Raw genomic sequence first — 19,421 nt, forward strand, 5'->3', positions numbered from 1 at the left:
TCGCAGCCCCGGTTCGGTACGATGTTCATGCAAACGCATTGAAAGATCGGATCGCATCATGACCACCATCGCCGTCGTCTCCGCCGGGCTCTCCGAGCCGTCGTCGACCCGCCTGCTCGCGGACCGGCTCGCCGAGTCCGCCGTCACCGCCATCGGACAGCAGGGAGGCCCGGTGCAGGTGGCGCACATCGACCTGCGTCCGTTGGCACACGAGGTGGTCGACGCGATGCTCACCGGGTTCCAGGCGCCCGCGTTGGCCGCCGCGACGGCGACGGTCGTCGAGGCGGACGCACTGGTCTTCGTCTCGCCCGTCTTCACCGCGGGGATGAGCGGCCTGGCGAAGTCCTTCCTCGACGTCATGGACAAGGACGCCCTGGTGGACATGCCGGTCCTGCTCGCGGCGACGGGTGGCACCGCGCGGCACTCGCTCGCGATCGAGCACGCCATGCGTCCGGTCTTCGCCTACCTGCGCGCTGCCGTCGTGCCCACCGGGGTCTTCGCCGCGACCGACGACTGGGGAGCCCAGGGCGACCAGGCGGCACTGGACGGACGCATCCGCCGGGCCGGCGCCGACCTGGCGTGGGCGATCGGGGCCTCCCGTCGGGTCCCGCAGCAGGCGGACGCGCTGCCCGAGGTCCCCGACTTCGCGAGCCTGCTCGGCGGACTCGGCCACTAGGCCGGGTACCGCACGCCGCGGTTCGCGCCTGGTGCCCGCTTGGCGGGTTGGTGCGCCCATGGTTGTTCGCACGTGGCGACCAACCTCGCACTGCCCCGGCAGGCCGACCAACCTCGAACGGTGCTCGGCGCCCACCCGCCGCTCAGTACCAGTGCGGGTTGACGCTCATCTCGTGGTTCCAGGCACCGCACGGGGTGCCGTAGCTCGACTTGATGTAGGACAGGCCCCAGTTGATCTGCGTGTCCTGGTTCGTCCGCCAGTCGGCGCCCGCGGCGGACAGCTTGTTCGCCGGCAGCGCCTGCGGGATGCCGTACGCACCACTCGAGGCGTTCAGGGCGTTCGCGCGCCACCCGGACTCCTGCGTCCAGAGCGACACCAGGCAGCCGTACTGGTCGTCGCCCCAGCCGTAGTTGCCGAGGACGCTGCGGGCGTAGGCCTTCGCCGCGTCCGGATCAACCGTCACGCCACCGGTGCTGGGGTACGAGTCGCCGGAGGACGCGGCCGCACCCGTCGGCGCGGCTGCTGCAGCCGCTGCTGCTGCCTGCGCTGCCCGGGCCTGCGCCGCAGCCTGCGCAGCGACCGCCTGACCCACGGCGTACTGCTGCTCGGCCTTCGCCGTCGTGTCCTTGAGCGACGCCAGCTGCGCGTACAGCTCGTCGCTGTGGTCCTTCGTCGAGGCGACGGCGGCATCGGCCTTCGCCTGGGCGGACGTCGCCGCTGCCGCGCGGTCCTCGGCAGCCTGGGCCAGCCGCGCGCGCTCCGCCTCGGCCCGGGTGGCCTGGTCGTGCAGCGACGACGCGGTCCCGGCAGCGACCGATGCATCGTCGAGGACACTGGTCCACGTGGTCGTCAGCTGGTCCATCGCGCCGAGTTGGTAGAGCAGCTCGTCGGGGTCCTTCGCCGTCGCGATCTTCGTGGTCATCTGGTTGGTCGAGCCGTCGCGGTACAGGTTCGCGGCCAGCTGGCCGGCCCGCGTCTGCGCCCGCTGCGCGGTCTGCGCAGCCTGGTCGGCCTGGGCCTGGAGGCTCGTGGCGGTCTGGGTGGCTTCGCCCAGTTCGGCATCGGCCTGGTCGGCCTTGGCTGATGCGTCGAGCGCGGTCTGCGACTTGGCCGCGGCGTCGGCCTGCACCGCCCTGAGTGCGTCCTGCACCTTCGCGACTTCGGCTTGCTTGGCCTGCTCGTTGCCCTTCGCCGCCTGGACGTCCTGCCACGTCGGGTAGTCGGTGGCGCTGGCGGGCGTGGCGGTGACGACGGGGACGACGAGCGCACCGAGGACGACGGCGGCCGCGACGAACGCGCGTCCGGAATGGCTTCGACGCATGCGGTCAGGCTAACGAGGACACGCCCGTTCGCCACGAGCCTCGCCGTCGATTCACCGCCGACTGCTAAAGTCGGGTCGTCCGGGGACCGTTTCCCGTGACGACACACAACATCGCACGCAGACCGGCACGAAGCTGGTCATCGGTGGTGGCATGCGGGCCGAGGCGTCCCGACTGTTTCTACTGCTGGCCAGACATGCGTTCCGCGTCGTGGAGCGCACGTGCACGCGTGTGCCCGAGGCCGGGTCTGCTGCATCAAGAACACAAGGAGGCATCCTCTTGGAGGGTCCCGAGATCAAGTTCGCTGAAGCGATCATCGACAACGGTCGCTTCGGCACCAGGACGGTCCGGTTCGAGACCGGTCGTCTCGCGCAGCAGGCACAGGGTGCCGTCGCCGCGTACCTGGACGAAGAGACCATGCTGCTGTCGGCCACCAGCGCCGGCAAGCACCCGCGCGAGGGCTTCGACTTCTTCCCGCTCACGGTCGACGTCGAGGAGCGCTCGTACGCCGCCGGCAAGATCCCCGGCTCGTTCTTCCGCCGTGAAGGTCGCCCGTCGACCGAGGCGATCCTCGTCTGCCGTCTGATCGACCGGCCGCTGCGTCCGTCGTTCGTCGACGGCCTGCGCAACGAGGTCCAGATCGTCATCACCGTCCTGAGCATCGCTCCGGACGAGTTCTACGACGCGCTGGCGATCAACGCCGCGTCCGCGTCGACGCAGATCTCCGGTCTGCCGTTCTCCGGCCCGATCGCCGGCGTGCGCCTCGCGCTCATCGGCGACCAGTGGGTCGCGTTCCCGAAGGCCTCGCAGCTCGCCGAGGCCGTCTTCGACCTCACCGTCGCCGGCCGTGTCGTCACGGACGACGCCGGCAACGAGGACGTCGCGATCATGATGGTCGAGGCCGAGGCCACCGAGCACAGCTGGGACCTCATCCAGGGCGGCGCCACCAAGCCCGACGAGGCCGTCGTCGCCCAGGGCCTCGAGGCAGCGAAGCCGTTCCTCAAGTCCCTCGTCGAGGCACAGGCGAAGCTCGCCGCGCAGTCGGCCAAGGAGATCCAGGACTTCCCGGTCTTCCCGCCGTACGCACCCGAGGTCTACTCGGCCGTCGAGTCCCTCGCCCTGTCCGAGCTCGGCGACGTCTACAAGATCGCCGCCAAGACCGAGCGCCAGGACGCCGACGACGCGCTGAAGTCCCGCGTCAAGGCCGCCATCGCCGAGCAGGTCGCCGCGGGCACGCTGCCCGAGGTCGCGAACAGCCAGGTCAGCGCCGCGTACAAGTCGGTCACGAAGAAGGTCGTCCGCGGCCGCATCCTGACCGAGCAGGTCCGCATGGACGGCCGCGGCCTCGCCGACATCCGCCCGCTCGACGCCGAGGTCGCCGTGATCCCGCGCGTCCACGGTTCCGCGGTGTTCCAGCGCGGTGAGACCCAGATCCTGGGCGTCACCACGCTGAACATGCTCAAGATGGAGCAGCAGATCGACTCGCTGTCGCCCGTCACGAAGAAGCGCTACCTGCACCACTACAACTTCCCGCCCTACTCGACCGGTGAGACCGGCCGCGTGGGTTCGCCGAAGCGTCGCGAGATCGGGCACGGCTTCCTGGCCGAGCGCGCACTCGTGCCGGTGCTGCCGTCGCGCGAGGAGTTCCCGTACGCCATCCGTCAGGTCTCCGAGGCGCTCAGCTCGAACGGCTCGACCTCGATGGGCTCCGTCTGCGCCTCGACGCTGTCGCTGCTGAACGCCGGTGTGCCGCTCAAGGCGCCCGTCGCCGGCATCGCCATGGGCCTGGTCTCCGACACCGTCGACGGTCAGACCCGCTACGCGGCGCTGACCGACATCCTCGGTGCCGAGGACGCGCTGGGTGACATGGACTTCAAGGTCGCCGGTACCTCCGAGTTCGTCACCGCCATCCAGCTCGACACCAAGCTCGACGGCATCCCGTCGTCCGTGCTCGACGCCGCACTGAAGCAGGCGAAGGAGGCCCGCTCGGCCATCCTCGGCGTGCTGAACGAGGCGATCGACGCTCCCGACGAGATGGCAGACACCGCCCCGCGTGTCATCTCGGTGCAGATCCCCGTCGACAAGATCGGCGAGCTGATCGGCCCGAAGGGCAAGACGATCAACGGCATCCAGGACACCACCGGTGCCGACATCTCGATCGAGGACGACGGCACGGTCTACATCGGTGCCGTGGACGGTCCGTCCGCCGAGGCCGCGCGTGCGCAGGTCAACGCGATCGCGAACCCGACCAACCCGGAGATCGGGGACCAGTTCCTCGGTACCGTCGTGAAGATCGCCACCTTCGGCGCCTTCGTGTCGCTGCTGCCGGGCCGCGACGGTCTGCTCCACGTCTCCGAGGTCCGCAAGCTCGCCGGTGGCAAGCGTGTGGAGAACGTCGAGGACGTGCTCGGCGTCGGCCAGAAGATCCTGGTCGAGGTCACCAAGGTCGACGACCGCGGCAAGCTCTCGCTCGCGCCGGTCGTGGCGGACGAGGTCGACACCGACGGCCGTGACGACCACGCGTCGCACGCCGAGGCGCCGGCCGAGGGCTGAACACCCCTCGCCTGACTGCACGAACGGCCGTCGCCCCTCGGGGCGGCGGCCGTTCCGCATGTCCGGGCGGGTCAGGAGGCGGGGGTCTCCTGCGTGCCCATGAGCTGTGCGCGCCCGACGAGGTGCTCGCGCAGCATGAAGCCGACGACCGCCGGGGTGGCGTCGGCCGGGACCTCGAGCACGGGGACGTCGAGGGCGCTCAGCGTGAAGAAGTACCGGTGTTCGCCGTGTCCGGCCGGGGGAGCGGCGCCGAGGAATGTGTCGGTCCCGTACTCGTTGCGCCGGCGGAGGGCCTCGGCCGGCAGCAGGGCGTCGTCGGTGCCGGCACCGGCGGGCAGCGACGTCGTCGCGGCCGGCAGGTCCGTCAGGCTCCAGTGCCAGAAGCCCGAGCCGGTGGGGGCGTCGGGGTCGTACGCGGTGAGCACGTAGCTCTGCGTGCCCTCGGGAGCGCCGGACCACTCGAGCGCGGGCGAGCGGTCCTCGCCGCCGACGTCGGAGCCGCGCGCCGAGGTGGGCAGCACGCCGCCGTCGGTGAAGTCGGGGCTGGTCAGGGTGAAGGTGGGCACCTCGGGGAGGCGCCAGAGCGGGTCGTTGGCCATGCACCCAGGCAACCACCGATGCCCGGGTGGTGGCCGGGAGACGAGAGGCGCGGTGCCGACTGGCACCGCGCCTCCCGTCGTTCAGGTGCTGACCGATCAGGCCGGGCCGGTGGCGCTCCCGGGGTTGCCGCTCGCCACGATCGCGCCGTTGACGCCCTCGGGGAAGAAGCCGCCCTTGTCGATCTGGTTCGGCGTGAGGAACACGATGTTGAGCACGCGCTCCGCGGTACGGCCGTACGCCAGCGAGTTGGCGTCGGTCGGGACGAAGTTCACCGCACCGGTCGACGTCGTGATGCCCTGGTCGTCGTCGGTCGGCCCGTCGAGCGAGTCGCGGGCGTCGGAGATCTTGTTCGCCGGCACCTGCAGGCCCTTGTCGAACAGCTTCGAGCGGATGATGCCCGCGTGGTACGCCTCGACGGCCAGGATGCCCGCCGCTGCGCTGAGGTACGTCTTGTTGTAGATCAGGGGAGCCGCGCCCTTGTAGGCGGTGACCCCGACGTCCTCGAACACGTAGGCGCCGAGCAGGAAGTTCTCCTCGCTGGCGAAGGGGTCGAAGGTCCCCGTCGGTCCGACCACACCCGCGGCCCGGGCGGCTGCGGTGAAGGCGTTCGTGAAGTCGATCTTCGGCCGCGAGACGACCGCACCACCGAGCGCCGAACGCAGGAACGCCACGTGCGCGCGCTCGTCGTTGGCGATCTCGGTCGCGATCCCACGGATTGCGGCGGTCTTGAACGGCACCTTGCTGCCGCCGACGACCGGCCCCTGGGGGTCGATGCCGGTGATCATGCTGTCGGTCAGGCCCGTGCCGAACACGGCGCGCAGGTAGAACTCCGCCTCGAGGTACTCCAGGTTGAGGGCGAAGTTGAGGATGGCGGCGTCGGAGACGGCACCGTCCTCGGCGGGTGAGGCGGAAGCCCGGTCGGCGGAGACCACCGACGAGCCGAGCGCGGCGATGCCGGCGGAAGCGCCGGCGACCCCGGCGGCTGCGAAGAAGCGGCGTCGGTCGAGCGCGTTCTCAGCGCTGCGGTCGACGGCATGACGGATGAAGGCGTTGTCGAACATCGGTGTCCTCGAGACGTGCTGGCTGCACGGGGCCCGGTCGGCACGGCAGGGAAGCAGGCCGGTCGGGTCACGGACGGCGGGATGGCCGTTCGTGCGGGTCAAGCTACCCCCGGAAGGGGGACGCCACGAGGGGCAGCGCGCAAATCGGTCGGCGTCGTCCGGTGTCCGAGGAGCGGGGCAGGTCGTCAGCCGGCGAGGACGCGGTCGGCAACGCGCTGCAGCGCGGCCGTCGCGGCGATGGCGTCGCCGGCGTAGGCGCCCGACATCGCACCGTCGCGCGCGAGCATGAGCTCGTCGGCACCGTCGCCGGCCATCGGGTGACCGGCTTCCTGCAGCAGGTCAGCGAGGCGCTCGGTGTACCAGTCGCGGTGCATGGCGACGACCTGGCGGACGGGGTCGCGCGGGTCGTGGTACTCGGCGGCGGCATTGAGGAACGCACAACCGCGGAAGGCCGGGTCGTTGACGTCGGCGACGAGCGACGCGACCCAGGCGCGGACCGCGGACTGCGGATCGCCGGCGTCGCCGACGACCTGCTCGAAGCGCTGCTGGACGCGTTCGTGCTGCGTGTTCACGTACGCCAGGATCAGGTTGTCCTTCGACCCGTAGTGCTTGTAGAACGTCGCCTTCGTGACGCTCGCCTCGGAGATGAGGCGATCGACGCCGACCCCGTGGATGCCCTCGTCGTAGAACAACCGGGACGCGGTCTCGAGGATCCGGACCTTCGCGCCGCCGGAGCGGGGAGCCGGGGGGAGGCTCGACCCGTCCGACGACGCGGAGGCCGGAACGCTCGGGCCAAGGAGACGCCGGACGGCCGGTTGGGGGGAATCGACCGTCACAGCGTGGCTCTCCTTGGGGTCATCGGCTCCGCGGACGAGTGGGGGGACTCGTTCCGCCGAGGACTGATGTCCCGAGCCACCGGATCGGTATCTAGGGGGGCTGCCGATCCGGTGCACCCAATGTAACACAAGGAGGACAGACAGACGAGTCCGTCTGTCCTCAGAACATGTACCCCACTTCGAGGGTCGTCCGAGGGTGCTCCCCATGCCGTGGTCAATCTGGATGGGAGGCCCTGGGACATCAGTAGGCTCGACCGCGATGAACCACCCAGTGCCGTTGCCCCTCGAGGCCCCGGACACGTCGTTCCTGACGTCCGGGGGATCCTTCGTCCGCCGAACCGTCCTGCCCTCGGGCGTGCGCGTGCTGACCGAGGCGGTGCCGGCATCCCACTCGACGAGCATCGGGTACTGGGTCGGGGTCGGTTCCCGCGACGAACGCGACGGCCAGTTCGGCTCGACGCACTTCCTCGAACACCTGCTGTTCAAGGGCACGACCACGCGCAGCGCGCTCGACATCGCCGTTGCGTTCGACTCCGTCGGCGGTGAGCACAACGCGGCGACGGCCAAGGAGTACACCTGCTACTACGCCCGGGTCCGCGACACCGACGTCCCGATGGCCGTCCAGGTGATCGGTGACATGGTGACGAACTCGGTCCTCGAACCCGCGGCGTTCGACATCGAGCGCGGCGTCATCCTCGAGGAGCTCGCGATGGCCGCGGACGACCCGGCCGACCTGGCGGGCGAGGCCTTCTTCGCATCGGCCTTCGACGGCCACGCCCTCGGTCGACCGATCGGCGGCACGCCGGAGAGCATCCGCGCCGTCCAGCGCGACGAGGTGATGGCGCACTACGCCGAGCACTACGCTCCGAGCGGCCTGGTCATCACGGCCGCCGGTGCCGTCGACCACGACGCCTTCTGCGCGCTGGTGGAAGCGGTGTTCACCGGCAGCCCGAAGGCCCGTCCGGTGGCACGGCGCACCGCCCAGCCCGTGGCCGACCGTGCCCAGGAGCGACTCACCGTCGTGCACCGCCCCACCGAACAGGTCAGCATGCTGCGCGGCTCGCAGGGCATCGACCTGCGTGACGACCGCCGACCCGTGCTCAGCGTGCTCAACGCGGTGCTCGGCGGGGGGATGAGTTCACGCCTGTTCCAAGAGGTCCGCGAACGCCGTGGTCTGGCCTACGCGGTGTCGTCCTTCGCGCCGGCCTACCTGGACAACGGCGCGTTCGGTGTCTACGCCGGGTGTGCGCCGGACAACGTCGCCGGGGTGATCGACATCATCGACGCCGAGTTCCGCAAGATGGTCGACGACGGCATCACCGAGGACGAACTGCGGCGCGCGAAGGGCCAGATCGAGGGTGCTGTGACGCTGTCCCTCGAGGACGCGGACGCCCGCATGACCCGGCTGGGGCGTGCCGAGCTCGGGACCGGGGAGTTCACCGACCTCGACACGGCGCTCGAACGCGTCGACCAGGTCACCACGGCCGACGTGCTCGAACTCGCCCGCGACCTGCTCACCCGGCCCACCGTCACCGCCGTCGTCGGGGACGTCGAGCGCGCCGCGCTCGAGACGGCGATCGGCATCGGCGGTCGATGACGGAGATGTCGCACTACCTCTACCTCGTCCGGCACGGCGAACACCAGGACGCCGAGCACGGACTCCGTGACGGCAAGCTCTCGGAACGCGGCAAGCGGCAGTCGATGCTGATCGCCGACCGCCTGGGCGGCGTGCCGTTCGACGGCGTCTGGCACTCCCCGCTCGAAGCGCCCAGCGAGACCGCGTCGTTCCTGGCGCAGCGCCTCCCCGCGATCCAGCCCGAGCCCTCGACCCTGCTGTTCGACTGCATCCCGTCGGGCCCCACACCGGACATGCCGACCGCCTACAAGAAGTTCTACGGCGGGATCACCGACGAGGAGATCGTCGCCGGGCAGGCGCAGATGGGTGACGCGGTCGCCGAGTGGTTCACCCCGTCCATCCAGGACCGGCACGACCTGATCATCACGCACAACGCGGTGATCGGCTGGTTCGTCCGCGAGGTCTTCCAGGCACCCGAGTGGCGCTGGATGGGGACGAACGTCGCCCACACCGCGCTGACCGTGATCCGGATCCGCTCGGCCAAGCCCGCCGAGCTCGTCACGCTCAACGACACGGCGCACCTGCCGGTCGAGCTCCGGACCGGCCTGCCGGTCGAGCAGCCGCTCTGACAAGGAGCGCACCGGACCGTCGGACCGTCGGACTGGAGGCGCGGGTCGGGCCCGCCCCGCGCCTCCAGTCCGTCAGACGGACGCGTCCGGCATGACCCGCTTGCGGTACCAGGCGGTGGCGTTCGGGTTGTCGTTGAAGGGCTCGACCCGCTCGTAGCCCCGGCCGCGGTACATCGCCCCCGCGGCGACCAGCGAGTCGTTCGTGTCGAGGACGATCGCGGTCGCACCGAGTGCCGCGCCCGCGCGTTCGAGCTCGTCCATCATGGCCGTCGCGACCCCGCGCCCCCGGCCGGACGGGGTGACGAAGACGTGCTTGACCTCGAACCGGACGTCGGTGCCGTCGTCCGCGATCCGGCGGAGCCCGCCGCACCCCACGGGCTCGTCGCCGTCGTGGGCCAGGACGAACACACCGCGCGGCGGGGTGAACTGCTCGGCCGGCGTGCGCTTCCGCGAGTACGACCCCTGCGCGCTCGGGAACGTCGCCTCGCGCTCGTCGAGGTAGGCCTCGAGCAGGGCGTCGACCTCGGGCAGGTCGCCGGGCACGATGCGGACGGTGACCGGCGTGCGATCGGTGGTCATGGGTCGATCCTAGGATGGAGCGCATGGTCACTCCCGTCGCCGTCGTCGGCGCCACCGGTCGTCTCGGGGGCCTCGTCGCCGCCGTGGTCGAGGAACTGCCCGACTTCGAACTCGTCGCACGGCTGTCGTCGAAGGACGGTGCGCACGAGCCGGACCCGACGGTGTTCAACGGCGCGGCGGTCGTCATCGACGTGACGGTCCCGGCCCTCAGCCCGGCCATCGTCGCGAACGCGCTGGAGAGCGGCGCCAACGTGCTGGTCGGCACGTCCGGTTGGTCGGCGTCGCGGCTCGCCACCCTGCGGACCGCCCTCGCCGACCGCCCCGACCAGGGTGTCCTGGTCGTGCCGAACTTCTCGATCGGTTCCGTGGTCGGCACGCACCTGGCGACGATCGCAGCGCCGTGGTTCCCCGCGATCGAGATCATCGAGACGCACCACGCGGGCAAGATCGACTCGCCGTCGGGCACCGCGGTCCGCACGGCCGAACTCATCTCCGAGGCCCGGCGCGAGGTCGGGCCGGTCGACGCGCCGCACGTCGACCAGCGTGCGCGCGGGCAGCAGGTGGCGAGCGTGCCGATCCACTCGCTGCGGCTGCCCGGCGTCACGGCCGTGCAGGACGTGGTGCTGAGCGGGCCGGGCGAGACCCTGACGATCCGGCACGACACCACCGACGACACCGCGTACGCGCCGGGCATCCGCGCGGCGCTGTCGGCCGTCGGCGCGTTGCGGGGCCTGTCCGTCGGCCTCGGCACCGTGCTCGGGATCGGCTGACGTGGGGATCCGCTCGCCGTTCTGGGGTGCGGCCCTGATGGCGGTGCTGTTGCTGGTCTACATCGTGTTGATCGGCGCACGGGCGGTGGCCTTCATCGCGACCGGACTCGCCATCGGAGTCGCGATCGGTGTCGCGCTGATCGTGATCGCCCTGATCGGGGCACTGCTGCTCGTGCTCGAGTTCCGGTTCGGGCTGCGCATCACGCGGCTCGGCGCCCGGCTCGAACACGAGGGCGGCACGCCGGACGACGTCGTCGAGGTCCGTCCGTCGGGTCGCCCGACCCGCGCGGCGGCGGACGAGCTCTTCCCGCGGTACCGCGCGGCGGTCGAGGCATCGCCCGACGACTGGCGCGCCTGGTACCGGCTCGGCGTCGTCTACGACGCGGCCGGCGACCGGAAGCGAGCGCGGTCGGCCATGCGCACGGCACTGTCGCACGCTCGGTAGCCGCGGCCGGTGACCGACCCCGCGCCCGCGTGGCCGGCTAGCGCGACAGCACGGCGTCGACGGCGTCCTCGGCGCGGGCGTGGCGGAAGACGTACCCCGACTCGAGCAACTTCGTCGGCACCATCTGCTGGTTGGACAGGAGCATCTCGTCGGCCGCCTCGCGCAGCAGGGCACGCAGCGCGAACTCGGGCACGCGGAACAGGTAGGGGCGGTGCAGGTCCTCGGCGACGCGCCGTGTGATGCGGTCCGAGACGGCGGGCACCGGGCCGGCAAGGTTCACCGGGCCGCTGACGTCGTGAGCGGCGGTCGCCAGGTGCACGACGGCGCCGACCTCGTCCTCGAGCGCGATCCACGGCCAGTACTGGCCGCCGGTGCCGAGTCGGCTGCCGAGCCCGAACCGCGTGAGCGGCAGGACGGGCGCAAGCGCACCGCCGCCCTTCCCGATCACGATGCCGGTCCGGAGCAGGACCACGCGGACGCCCTCGGGCGCCTGCTGTGCGGCCGCTTCCCACTTCGTCGTCACGTCGGCCAGGAACCCCCGACCGGGCGCCGCGTCGTCCTGCAGCACGTCCGCCGGACGGTCGCCGTACACCCCGGACGCCGACCCGGACAGGAACAGGCGGGGCGGGGTGCCGGCCTGCCGCATCGCCTCGACCAGGGTGCCGGTGGCGCCGAGTCGCGAGTCGAGGATCTCCCGCTTGTACTGCTCGGTCCACGGCAGCTTGCCGATGTTCGCACCGGCCAGGTTCACGACGACGTCCGCGCCGTCCAGGACGGCCGGGTCGAGCGGCCGACTGCCGGGGGCCCAGCGGAACTCGGTGGGGGATTGCGGCTCGCGCCGCACCAGGGTCGAGACGTGGTGTCCGGCGTCACGCAGGGCGCGGACCAGGGGGGTCCCGATGAAGCCGGACGCGCCGGCGACCAGGATCGAGAGCGGCTGATCGGTCATGCGGGCAAGGCTACTCAGGACACTGACGGGAGGCCCGATGCCGCCCCGGTGTGACGGGTCGCCGGCGACGGTGGTGGCGTTTAGGCTCGGAGGCGTGACTGACACCCAGGCCGTCCAGCCCGACGCCACCGTTGCCACCCCCTACGAGGACCTGCTGCGCCGCGTCCTGACCGAGGGCGCCCCCAAGGGGGACCGCACCGGCACGGGGACGCGCAGCCTGTTCGGTGCGCAGCTGCGGTTCGACCTGTCGCAGGGCTTCCCGCTCATCACCACCAAGCGGGTGCACTTCAAGTCGATCGCGTACGAGCTGCTGTGGTTCCTGCGCGGCGACGGCAACGCCACCTGGCTGCAGGAGCACGGCGTCCGGATCTGGAACGAGTGGGCGGACGCGTCCGGTGACCTCGGACCCGTCTACGGCGTGCAGTGGCGCTCATGGCCGACGCCCTCCGGCGAGCACATCGACCAGATCGCCCAGGTCATCGACCAGATCCGCACGAACCCGGACTCCCGTCGCCTGATCGTCTCGGCGTGGAACGTCGCGGACATCCCGGACATGGCGCTCGCCCCGTGCCACGCGTTCTTCCAGTTCCACGTCAACGACGGCAAGCTCTCGTGCCAGCTCTACCAGCGCAGCGCGGACATGTTCCTCGGCGTGCCCTTCAACATCGCCTCGTACGCGCTGCTCACCCACATGATCGCGGCGCAGACGGGCCTGCAGGTCGGCGACTTCGTGTGGACCGGCGGCGACTGCCACGTCTACGACAACCACGTCGAGCAGGTCGAGGAGCAGCTCTCCCGCACGCCGTACCCGCTGCCCACGCTCGAGCTCGCGCCGCGCGACTCGATCGACGACTACGAGTACGACGACTTCACCGTGGTCGGCTACCACCACCACCCGGCGATCTCGGGCGCGGTCGCGGTCTGATGTCCGACGCCGCATGGTCCGAGTCCATCCGGGGCGTCGGCATGGTGTGGGCCCGGTCGACCGACGGCGTGATCGGCGCCGACGGCGGGATGCCGTGGCACGTCCCCGAGGACCTCGCCCACTTCCGCCAGGTCACCGGCAGCGCGACCGTCGTGATGGGGCGCCGCACCTGGGACTCGCTCCCGCCGCGCTTCCGGCCCCTCCCCGGGCGGCGCAACGTGGTGCTCACGCGCGACCCGGCCTGGACGGCCGAGGGCGCCGTGCCCGTGCACGACCTGGCGACCGCGCTCGACACGGACGAACCCGTGTGGGTGATCGGCGGTGGTCAGGTCTACGCGGCGGCACTGCCCTTCGCCGACCGGGTCTCCGAGACGGTCATCGACGTGCAGGTCGACGGCGACACGGTCGCGCCGACGCTCGACGACGGCTGGCAGCGCGTCGACGACGGCGACTGGCATCAGTCACGGAACGGCGGCGTCCGCTACCGCTTCGTCGAGTGGCGCCGCCGCTCGTAGCGTCGAGCCCGACACAGCACCGCCTCGCGGACACGGCACCTCGCTCGTTCACGGTTCCGTGTCCGGAAGGCGGTTCGCAGCAGCTGCGAACCGGCGGGCGCGACCGGTGCACCGGGGCCGCACCGGGCCTCCTGTCCGCCCACCGTCCACGCGGACGGCCTGCGTGTCGCCCATCCCCGGTACGCTGGACGCCGTGTCCCCGCGTGAGAACCCCTTCGGCCAGGTGCTCGTCGCCCTCGTGACCCCGTTCACCGCCGACGGCGAAGTGGACTGGCCGGGCGTCGAGCAGCACATCGACGACTGCATCACGGCCGGGGCGGACGGCATCGTCGTCACCGGCACCACGGGCGAGACCTCGACCCTGACCGACCCGGAGAAGCTCCGTCTGGTCGAGGTCGGCAAGTCCGTCGCGGCCGGTCGCGCGAAGATCATCACGGGCGGTGGCTCGAACGAGACCGCGCACGCCATCCACCTCTACAAGCAGAGCGAGCGGGCCGGCGCCGACGGCGTGATGATCGTCACGCCGTACTACAACAAGCCGACCCAGGCGGGCGTGCTCACCCACTTCCGGATGATCGCCGACGCCACCGACCTGCCGGTCATCCTCTACGACATCCCGGGTCGCACGGGCATCCCGATCACGTACGAAACGATCGTGCGTGCGTCCAAGCACCCGAACATCCTCGCGGTGAAGGACGCCAAGGGCGACTTCGCCGAGGTCTCCCGCGTCCTCAACAACACCGACCTCATGTACTTCTCCGGTGACGACACGAACGTGCTCCCGCACCTGTCGATCGGGGCGACCGGCCTGATCGGCGTCACCGCGAACGTCACGAGCACGCCGTACCGCACGATCGTCGACGCGGTGAACGCCGGCGACCTGGCCACGGCGACCCGCGAGCACCAGCGCATCGAGCCGCTGGTCCGCGCCGTGATGACCCACGTGCCGGGCACCGTCGCGGCGAAGTACATCCTGCACGGGCTCGGCCGCATCGGCAGCCCGCGCGTCCGTCTGCCGCTCGTCGGCCCCGAGGACTCCGAGGCCTACGCCATCGAGACCTCCCTCGAAGCGGTGCACGGCATCCCCGGCGCCGACTTCTCGAACTTCCGCCCGGACCGCAACGCGGCCGCCGGCGGTGCGCTTCCGAAGGTGCCAGGCACCACCCGTTGATCGACCGCGGCGCGCAGGACGCGCGTCGCCAAAGCAGTCAGGACCGAATGCCCACGCAAGTCTCCGAACCCCAGCCCCTCGAGCCGGGCACCCTCCGCGTCATCCCGATCGGTGGCCTCGGTGAGATCGGTCGCAACATGACCGTCTACGAGTACGAGGGCAAGCTCCTCATCGTCGACGCCGGCGTGCTGTTCCCCGAGGAGCACCAGCCGGGCGTCGACCTGATCCTGCCCGACTTCGCGCCGATCCGGGACCGCCTGGACGACGTCCTCGGCGTCGTGCTCACCCACGGCCACGAGGACCACATCGGCGCCGTGCCGTACCTGCTCAAGCTCCGTGGCGACATCCCGCTGATCGGCTCCACGCTGACCCTGGCGCTGGTCGAGGCGAAGCTCAAGGAACACCGGATCAAGCCGTACACGCTGGTCGTCGCCGAGGACCAGACCGAGCAGATCGGCCCGTTCCACCTCGAGTTCGTCGCGGTGAACCACTCCATCCCGGACGCCCTCGCCGTCGCCATCACGACCCCCGCGGGCCGTGTGCTGCACACCGGTGACTTCAAGATGGACCAGCTGCCGCTCGACGACCGCATCACCGACCTCCGCGCGTTCGCACGCCTGGGCGAGGCCGGCGTCGACCTGTTCCTGCCGGACTCCACCAACGCCGACGTGCCGGGCTTCACCGCTCCGGAGCGCGACATCGGTCCGGTCCTCGAGAACATCATCATGCGCGCCCGCAAGAAGGTGGTCGTCGCGAGCTTCTCGTCGCACGTGCACCGAGTGCAGCAGGTCCTCGACGCCGCGGCCGCCGCCAACCGCAAGGTCGCGTTCATGGGCCGGTCGATGATCCGCAACATGACGATCGCTGCCGACCTCGGGTACCTGCGGGTGCCGGAGAACGTGCTCATCGACACCAAGAAGGCCAAGAACGTCCCGGACGACCAGATCGTCTACATGTCGACCGGGTCGCAGGGCGAGCCGATGGCGGTCCTGGCACGCATGGCGAACCTCGAGCACCAGATCGAGATCGGCGAGGGCGACACCGTCATCCTGGCGTCCTCGCTCATCCCGGGCAACGAGAACGCCGTCTACCGCGTGATCGACGGGCTGACCAAGCTCGGCGCGAAGGTCGTGCACAAGGGCAACGCGAAGGTGCACGTCTCCGGGCACGCATCGGCCGGCGAGCTCCTGTACTGCTACAACATCCTGCGCCCGCGCAACGTCCTGCCCGTGCACGGCGAGCAGCGCCACCTGTACGCGAACGCCGACCTGGCGATCCAGACCGGTGTGCCGCCGCGCAACGTCATCCTCGGCCAGGACGGCATCGTCGTCGACCTGAAGGACGGCGTCGTGAACGTCGCCGGGCAGCTCGACATCGGCTACGTCTACGTCGACGGGTCCACCGTCGGCGAGATCACCGACGCCGACCTCAAGGACCGTCGCGTCCTCGCCGAAGAGGGCTTCATCTCGGTGTTCTGCGCCGTCGACTTCGCGACCGGCCAGTGCGTCATCGGCCCGGAGATCCAGTCCCGCGGCTTCGCCGAGGACGACTCCGTCTTCGACGACGTCCGTCCGCAGATCGCGCGCGCGCTCGCCGACGCGGCCGGCAACGGCACCCGGGACGCGCACGCGTTCAGCCAGGTCGTCCGCCGCACCGTCGGCCGGTGGGTCAACACCAAGCACCGTCGCCGCCCGATGATCGTCCCGGTGATCATCGAGGCGTAGCGCCGACGCGCAGAGCCGACCAGGAGGCCCGGTGCACGTCCGTCACGGACGCGCACCGGGCCTCCTGGGCGTGTTCCGTGCACCGGTCCGTCCGACCGGCCACCTGGTCTCATCCTCAGGAATGATCCTGGCTGGGATGCCGGACACTAGCATTTCGGTGTGAACGTCCTCCGCCGCTGGGTGTGGCCCGGCCTCAAGTTCCTCGTGTTCGCCGCGGTCGCGGTGGCGCTCGTCCGGCTCGCCTTCTTCGCGGCGACGCCGCCCGAAGCCGACACCGTCCCGACCGGGCAGATCACGGACCCGGTCGTCACCGTCACGACGGGCGACATCAGCAACGACGTCGAGGCGAAGGGCACGATCCGCTCCGTCGCGTCCACCCCGGTGCGTGCGACGGTCGCGGGTGCGGTGAACCGGGTCTTCGTCGCCGACGGCGCGCACGTCGAGCAGGGGGCCGCCGTCCTCGACGTGCGCGTCGAGACCCCTGTCGAGGGCGTCACCGAGGACGGCAGCGCCCTGCCGCCGAAGGTCACGTTCTCGACGGTCACGGCACCGGCGGCCGGCACGGTGTCCGGGCTCGACCTGGTCGAGAAGCAGCCGGTCGAGATCGGCACCGTGGTCGCCCGGGTGGCACCCGAGTCCTACCGGGCGAGTGCGACCCTGCAGGCGGCGCAGCTCTACCGGCTCGTCGACCGTCCGTCCGAGGCCACGGTCACGGTCAAGGACGGCCCGGCGCCGTTCACCTGCACGAACCTCTCGCTCACCAGCGCTCCGTCCGGCGACGGCGCTGCGGACGACGACGCCTCGCAGGACGGCAGCGCATCGGACGCCACGACCGGCGGCACGCAGCTCGAGTGCGACGTCCCGGGTGACGTCACCGTCTTCCCCGGACTCGAGGTCACGATGGCCGTGCCGGCGGGCAAGGCCGAGGGTGTGCTCACGCTCCCGACCACCGCGGTGCAGGGGACCGCCCAGCGGGGGATCGTCACCGTCGTCGGCAAGAGCGGCGACCGCGAGCGGCGCGAGGTCGAGCTGGGCATCACCGACGGCGAGCAGGTCGAGGTGAAGACCGGTCTGGCCGAGGGCGACCGGGTGCTGCAGTTCGTCCCCGGCAAGGAGCAGGCCGACGACGACGCCGTCGACGGCGGCAGCGTGGTGTCCGGATGAGCCTGGTCTCGGTGCGCGGGCTCCGGAAGTCCGTGGTGCTTCCTGACGGGTCGACGCTCGAGATCCTGCGCGGCATCGACCTCGCGGTCGACGCCGACAGCCGGACCGCCATCGTCGGCCGGTCGGGCTCGGGCAAGTCGACGCTGCTGAACATCCTGGGGCTCCTCGACGCCCCGACCGACGGCGACCACCGTTTCGACGGGGTCGACGTCGGTCGCGCCGGGTCGGTCCGCCGCGACCGCATCCGGGGCGCCGACGTCGGGTTCGTGTTCCAGCAGTTCAACCTGCTCCAGGGCCGGACCGCGGTCGAGAACGTCGAGGTGCCGCTGCTCTACGCGTCCGGCCGCGACTTCTGGCGGCGTCGGCGTCTGGCCACCGAGATGCTCGACCGCGTGGGCCTGGCCGATCGTGCCGACACGCAGCCGCACCGGCTGTCGGGCGGCGAACAGCAGCGTGTGGCGATCGCGCGCGCCCTGGTGCGGTCCCCGCGGCTGATCCTGGCCGACGAGCCGACCGGAGCGCTCGACGTCGACACCGGGCGGTCCGTGATGGCGCTGCTCGAGACCGTCGCCGCCGAGACCGGTGCGGCGCTCGTGACCATCACGCACGACCCCGCGGTGGCCGCACGGGCCGAGGTCGTGCACCGGATCGACCACGGACTGGTCGTCGACGCGAGTGCCGAGGCCCTGGCGTGAACGGGGTCCTCACGACCATCGTCGGGACGTTCGTCGAGTCCTGGCAGGAACTGCGGGTCCACCGCGGGCGGGTCGTCCTCAGCCTGGTCGGCGTGACGATCGCCGTCGCCTCGCTCGCCGTCGTGGTCGGCTTCGGCGCTCTCGCCGAGAAGGCGACCGCGGCACTGAACGAGCAGTACGGCGGACGTCCCGCGACGTTCTCGCTGACGGCGTCGTCGTCGACCGGGGACGCCGTCGCGGACGAGGACGCCCTGTTCGCCGAGTACCGCGCGGCGGCCGACCGCTACGACGTGCGGTGGACCAGTGAGGCGATGGAGGGACCGCGCAAGGTCCAGTTCCCCGACGGGGTCGCCGACGTGTACACCAGGACGGTCGACCCGGACTACGCCGAGATGCACCGGGTGCGCATGGCCTCCGGGGCGTGGTTCACCGAGGACGACCGTGGGCGGCTCGCGCCGGCGGTCGTCGTCAACCGGGCGTTCCTCGAGCGCCTCGGCGACCCGGACATCGTCACGCACCCGACCGTCCGGTTGCCGGGGACGCCGGGATCGGTCGCCGTCGTCATCGGCGAGTACGTGACGAGCGAGTACGACACCGAGCCGTCCATGTACGAGATGGCCCGGTCCGTCGCGTCGACCGGACTGACGGCCGACCCGGACATGGGCATCAGCCGCTCGTTCGAGGTCTGGGTGCCCGACCACCACGCGAAGCAGCTCGCGAAGCGGATCGCCAGCGACGCCGAGCGGGCGTCCGGCGGCGCGGTGGAGGTCTCGGCGGACCGGATGGACGCCGCGGGCACCGTCGACGGCGATCCGCTCGGGCCCCTGCGGTACGTCATCGCGGCGGTCTCGGTCCTGGTGCTCGTGCTCGGCGGTCTCGGGTTGCTCAACGTCTCGCTCGTGAGCGTCCGGCAGCGCATCCGCGAGATCGGCATCCGTCGCGGTGTCGGAGCGACGGCCGGCCGGGTCTTCGTCGCCGTGCTGCTCGAGAACGTCCTCGGCACAGCGGTCGCCGGCGCGGTCGGCGTGATGCTCGGCGCCGCGGTGCTCAGCAACGGGACGGTCCGTTCGGCGATCACGAGCGGTGCCGACGTCGGGGGAGCGCCGTTCCCCCTCGAGGCCGCGCTCGTCGGGATCGGTGCGGCGGTGGCCGTCGGTGCGCTCGCCGGGCTGCTGCCGGCTCTGGTCGCCGTCCGCGTCAAGGTCATCGACGCCATCCGGTACTGAGGACCGGT

Annotated in this window: 19 protein-coding genes; 13 read left to right on the top strand and 6 right to left on the bottom strand. The window is 71.2% G+C overall.

Features of this window, described 5'->3' with window-relative positions; genetic code table 11:
- Window positions 1–58 precede the first annotated feature (58 nt).
- Window positions 59–676 carry a CE1759 family FMN reductase gene (locus tag DEJ13_RS05820; RefSeq protein WP_111106994.1) on the top strand — a complete coding sequence of 206 codons (618 nt, stop codon included), beginning with the start codon at window positions 59–61 and terminating at the stop codon, window positions 674–676.
- 142 nt (window positions 677–818) lie between these two features.
- Here DEJ13_RS05820 and DEJ13_RS05825 read toward each other — a convergent pair whose 3' ends face one another.
- Complete coding sequence (locus DEJ13_RS05825; RefSeq protein ID WP_111106995.1) at window positions 819–1,997, bottom strand: coiled-coil domain-containing protein; 1,179 nt, start codon at window positions 1,995–1,997, stop codon at window positions 819–821.
- A 277-nt stretch (window positions 1,998–2,274) separates the two neighbouring features.
- On the opposite strand from DEJ13_RS05825, the gene DEJ13_RS05830 reads away from it, so the two are divergent.
- Window positions 2,275–4,548: a polyribonucleotide nucleotidyltransferase gene (locus DEJ13_RS05830; protein ID WP_056121772.1), complete on the top strand. Its 2,274-nt coding sequence runs from the start codon at window positions 2,275–2,277 to the stop codon at window positions 4,546–4,548.
- 71 nt (window positions 4,549–4,619) lie between these two features.
- On the opposite strand, the gene DEJ13_RS05835 is transcribed toward DEJ13_RS05830, so the two are convergent.
- The 3 genes from DEJ13_RS05835 to DEJ13_RS05845 form a co-directional block, all read right to left on the bottom strand.
- A complete protein-coding gene (locus DEJ13_RS05835; RefSeq protein WP_111106996.1) occupies window positions 4,620–5,147 on the bottom strand; it encodes a YbhB/YbcL family Raf kinase inhibitor-like protein in 528 nt (175 codons plus the stop codon).
- Window positions 5,148–5,243: 96 nt separating this feature from the next.
- Entirely contained in the window at window positions 5,244–6,209 is a 966-nt protein-coding gene (locus DEJ13_RS05840; protein WP_111106997.1) for a ferritin-like domain-containing protein, read from the bottom strand.
- A 185-nt stretch (window positions 6,210–6,394) separates the two neighbouring features.
- A complete protein-coding gene (locus DEJ13_RS05845; protein ID WP_111106998.1) occupies window positions 6,395–7,045 on the bottom strand; it encodes a TetR/AcrR family transcriptional regulator in 651 nt (216 codons plus the stop codon).
- A gap of 259 nt (window positions 7,046–7,304) precedes the next feature.
- Here DEJ13_RS05845 and DEJ13_RS05850 point away from each other — a divergent pair, with 259 nt between their 5' ends.
- Both DEJ13_RS05850 and DEJ13_RS05855 read left to right on the top strand, forming a co-directional pair.
- The gene (locus tag DEJ13_RS05850) at window positions 7,305–8,642 is read left to right on the top strand and encodes a M16 family metallopeptidase (protein ID WP_111106999.1); all 1,338 of its coding nucleotides are present in this window, start codon (window positions 7,305–7,307) and stop codon (window positions 8,640–8,642) included.
- A 5-nt stretch (window positions 8,643–8,647) separates the two neighbouring features.
- Window positions 8,648–9,250 carry a histidine phosphatase family protein gene (locus DEJ13_RS05855; RefSeq protein ID WP_056123718.1) on the top strand — a complete coding sequence of 201 codons (603 nt, stop codon included), beginning with the start codon at window positions 8,648–8,650 and terminating at the stop codon, window positions 9,248–9,250.
- Window positions 9,251–9,322: 72 nt separating this feature from the next.
- Here DEJ13_RS05855 and DEJ13_RS05860 read toward each other — a convergent pair whose 3' ends face one another.
- On the bottom strand, window positions 9,323–9,829 hold the full coding sequence (locus DEJ13_RS05860; RefSeq protein ID WP_111107000.1) for a GNAT family N-acetyltransferase: 507 nt from the start codon (window positions 9,827–9,829) through the stop codon (window positions 9,323–9,325).
- 23 nt (window positions 9,830–9,852) lie between these two features.
- Between DEJ13_RS05860 and dapB the strand changes: the two genes are divergently transcribed.
- Window positions 9,853–10,599 carry a 4-hydroxy-tetrahydrodipicolinate reductase gene (gene dapB / locus DEJ13_RS05865; RefSeq protein WP_111107051.1) on the top strand — a complete coding sequence of 249 codons (747 nt, stop codon included), beginning with the start codon at window positions 9,853–9,855 and terminating at the stop codon, window positions 10,597–10,599.
- A gap of 1 nt (window position 10,600) precedes the next feature.
- Window positions 10,601–11,044 carry a tetratricopeptide repeat protein gene (locus tag DEJ13_RS05870; RefSeq protein ID WP_502868728.1) on the top strand — a complete coding sequence of 148 codons (444 nt, stop codon included), beginning with the start codon at window positions 10,601–10,603 and terminating at the stop codon, window positions 11,042–11,044.
- Window positions 11,045–11,081: 37 nt separating this feature from the next.
- Here the strand turns inward: DEJ13_RS05870 and DEJ13_RS05875 are convergent, their stop codons facing one another.
- The gene (locus DEJ13_RS05875) at window positions 11,082–11,993 is read right to left on the bottom strand and encodes a TIGR01777 family oxidoreductase (protein ID WP_111107001.1); all 912 of its coding nucleotides are present in this window, start codon (window positions 11,991–11,993) and stop codon (window positions 11,082–11,084) included.
- A 94-nt stretch (window positions 11,994–12,087) separates the two neighbouring features.
- Between DEJ13_RS05875 and DEJ13_RS05880 the strand changes: the two genes are divergently transcribed.
- The 7 genes from DEJ13_RS05880 (at window position 12,088) to DEJ13_RS05910 (ending at window position 19,413) form a co-directional block, all read left to right on the top strand.
- Window positions 12,088–12,918 carry a thymidylate synthase gene (locus tag DEJ13_RS05880; protein WP_111107002.1) on the top strand — a complete coding sequence of 277 codons (831 nt, stop codon included), beginning with the start codon at window positions 12,088–12,090 and terminating at the stop codon, window positions 12,916–12,918.
- Complete coding sequence (locus tag DEJ13_RS05885) at window positions 12,918–13,433, top strand: dihydrofolate reductase (RefSeq protein WP_111107003.1); 516 nt, start codon at window positions 12,918–12,920, stop codon at window positions 13,431–13,433. The genes DEJ13_RS05880 and DEJ13_RS05885 overlap by 1 nt, the downstream gene beginning before the upstream one ends.
- A 193-nt stretch (window positions 13,434–13,626) precedes the next feature.
- On the top strand, window positions 13,627–14,604 hold the full coding sequence (dapA, locus tag DEJ13_RS05890; protein WP_056123707.1) for a 4-hydroxy-tetrahydrodipicolinate synthase: 978 nt from the start codon (window positions 13,627–13,629) through the stop codon (window positions 14,602–14,604).
- Between the two features lie 47 nt (window positions 14,605–14,651).
- Complete coding sequence (locus DEJ13_RS05895; protein ID WP_056121757.1) at window positions 14,652–16,328, top strand: ribonuclease J; 1,677 nt, start codon at window positions 14,652–14,654, stop codon at window positions 16,326–16,328.
- 159 nt (window positions 16,329–16,487) lie between these two features.
- Window positions 16,488–17,492, top strand: coding sequence for an efflux RND transporter periplasmic adaptor subunit (locus DEJ13_RS05900; RefSeq protein WP_111107004.1), 1,005 nt, complete (start codon window positions 16,488–16,490; stop codon window positions 17,490–17,492).
- Entirely contained in the window at window positions 17,489–18,187 is a 699-nt protein-coding gene (locus DEJ13_RS05905) for an ABC transporter ATP-binding protein (RefSeq protein ID WP_111107005.1), read from the top strand. The genes DEJ13_RS05900 and DEJ13_RS05905 overlap by 4 nt, the downstream gene beginning before the upstream one ends.
- A complete protein-coding gene (locus DEJ13_RS05910; RefSeq protein ID WP_111107006.1) occupies window positions 18,184–19,413 on the top strand; it encodes an ABC transporter permease in 1,230 nt (409 codons plus the stop codon). The genes DEJ13_RS05905 and DEJ13_RS05910 overlap by 4 nt, the downstream gene beginning before the upstream one ends.
- Window positions 19,414–19,421: the final 8 nt, after the last annotated feature.

The sequence above is a fragment of the Curtobacterium sp. MCLR17_007 genome, from assembly GCF_003234655.2.
Taxonomy (GTDB): Bacteria; Actinomycetota; Actinomycetes; order Actinomycetales; family Microbacteriaceae; genus Curtobacterium.

What these genes read in the sequence shown, in the direction of transcription:
- DEJ13_RS05895 (WP_056121757.1), top strand. Translation starts at nt 14,652, where the DNA reads ATGCCCACGCAAGTCTCCGAACCCCAGCCCCTCGAGCCGGGCACCCTC.
- DEJ13_RS05825 (WP_111106995.1), bottom strand. Translation starts at nt 1,997, where the DNA reads ATGCGTCGAAGCCATTCCGGACGCGCGTTCGTCGCGGCCGCCGTCGTC.
- DEJ13_RS05835 (WP_111106996.1), bottom strand. Translation starts at nt 5,147, where the DNA reads ATGGCCAACGACCCGCTCTGGCGCCTCCCCGAGGTGCCCACCTTCACC.
- dapB (WP_111107051.1), top strand. Translation starts at nt 9,853, where the DNA reads ATGGTCACTCCCGTCGCCGTCGTCGGCGCCACCGGTCGTCTCGGGGGC.
- DEJ13_RS05905 (WP_111107005.1), top strand. Translation starts at nt 17,489, where the DNA reads ATGAGCCTGGTCTCGGTGCGCGGGCTCCGGAAGTCCGTGGTGCTTCCT.
- DEJ13_RS05860 (WP_111107000.1), bottom strand. Translation starts at nt 9,829, where the DNA reads ATGACCACCGATCGCACGCCGGTCACCGTCCGCATCGTGCCCGGCGAC.
- DEJ13_RS05850 (WP_111106999.1), top strand. Translation starts at nt 7,305, where the DNA reads ATGAACCACCCAGTGCCGTTGCCCCTCGAGGCCCCGGACACGTCGTTC.
- DEJ13_RS05820 (WP_111106994.1), top strand. Translation starts at nt 59, where the DNA reads ATGACCACCATCGCCGTCGTCTCCGCCGGGCTCTCCGAGCCGTCGTCG.
- DEJ13_RS05855 (WP_056123718.1), top strand. Translation starts at nt 8,648, where the DNA reads ATGTCGCACTACCTCTACCTCGTCCGGCACGGCGAACACCAGGACGCC.
- DEJ13_RS05840 (WP_111106997.1), bottom strand. Translation starts at nt 6,209, where the DNA reads ATGTTCGACAACGCCTTCATCCGTCATGCCGTCGACCGCAGCGCTGAG.
- DEJ13_RS05885 (WP_111107003.1), top strand. Translation starts at nt 12,918, where the DNA reads ATGTCCGACGCCGCATGGTCCGAGTCCATCCGGGGCGTCGGCATGGTG.
- DEJ13_RS05875 (WP_111107001.1), bottom strand. Translation starts at nt 11,993, where the DNA reads ATGACCGATCAGCCGCTCTCGATCCTGGTCGCCGGCGCGTCCGGCTTC.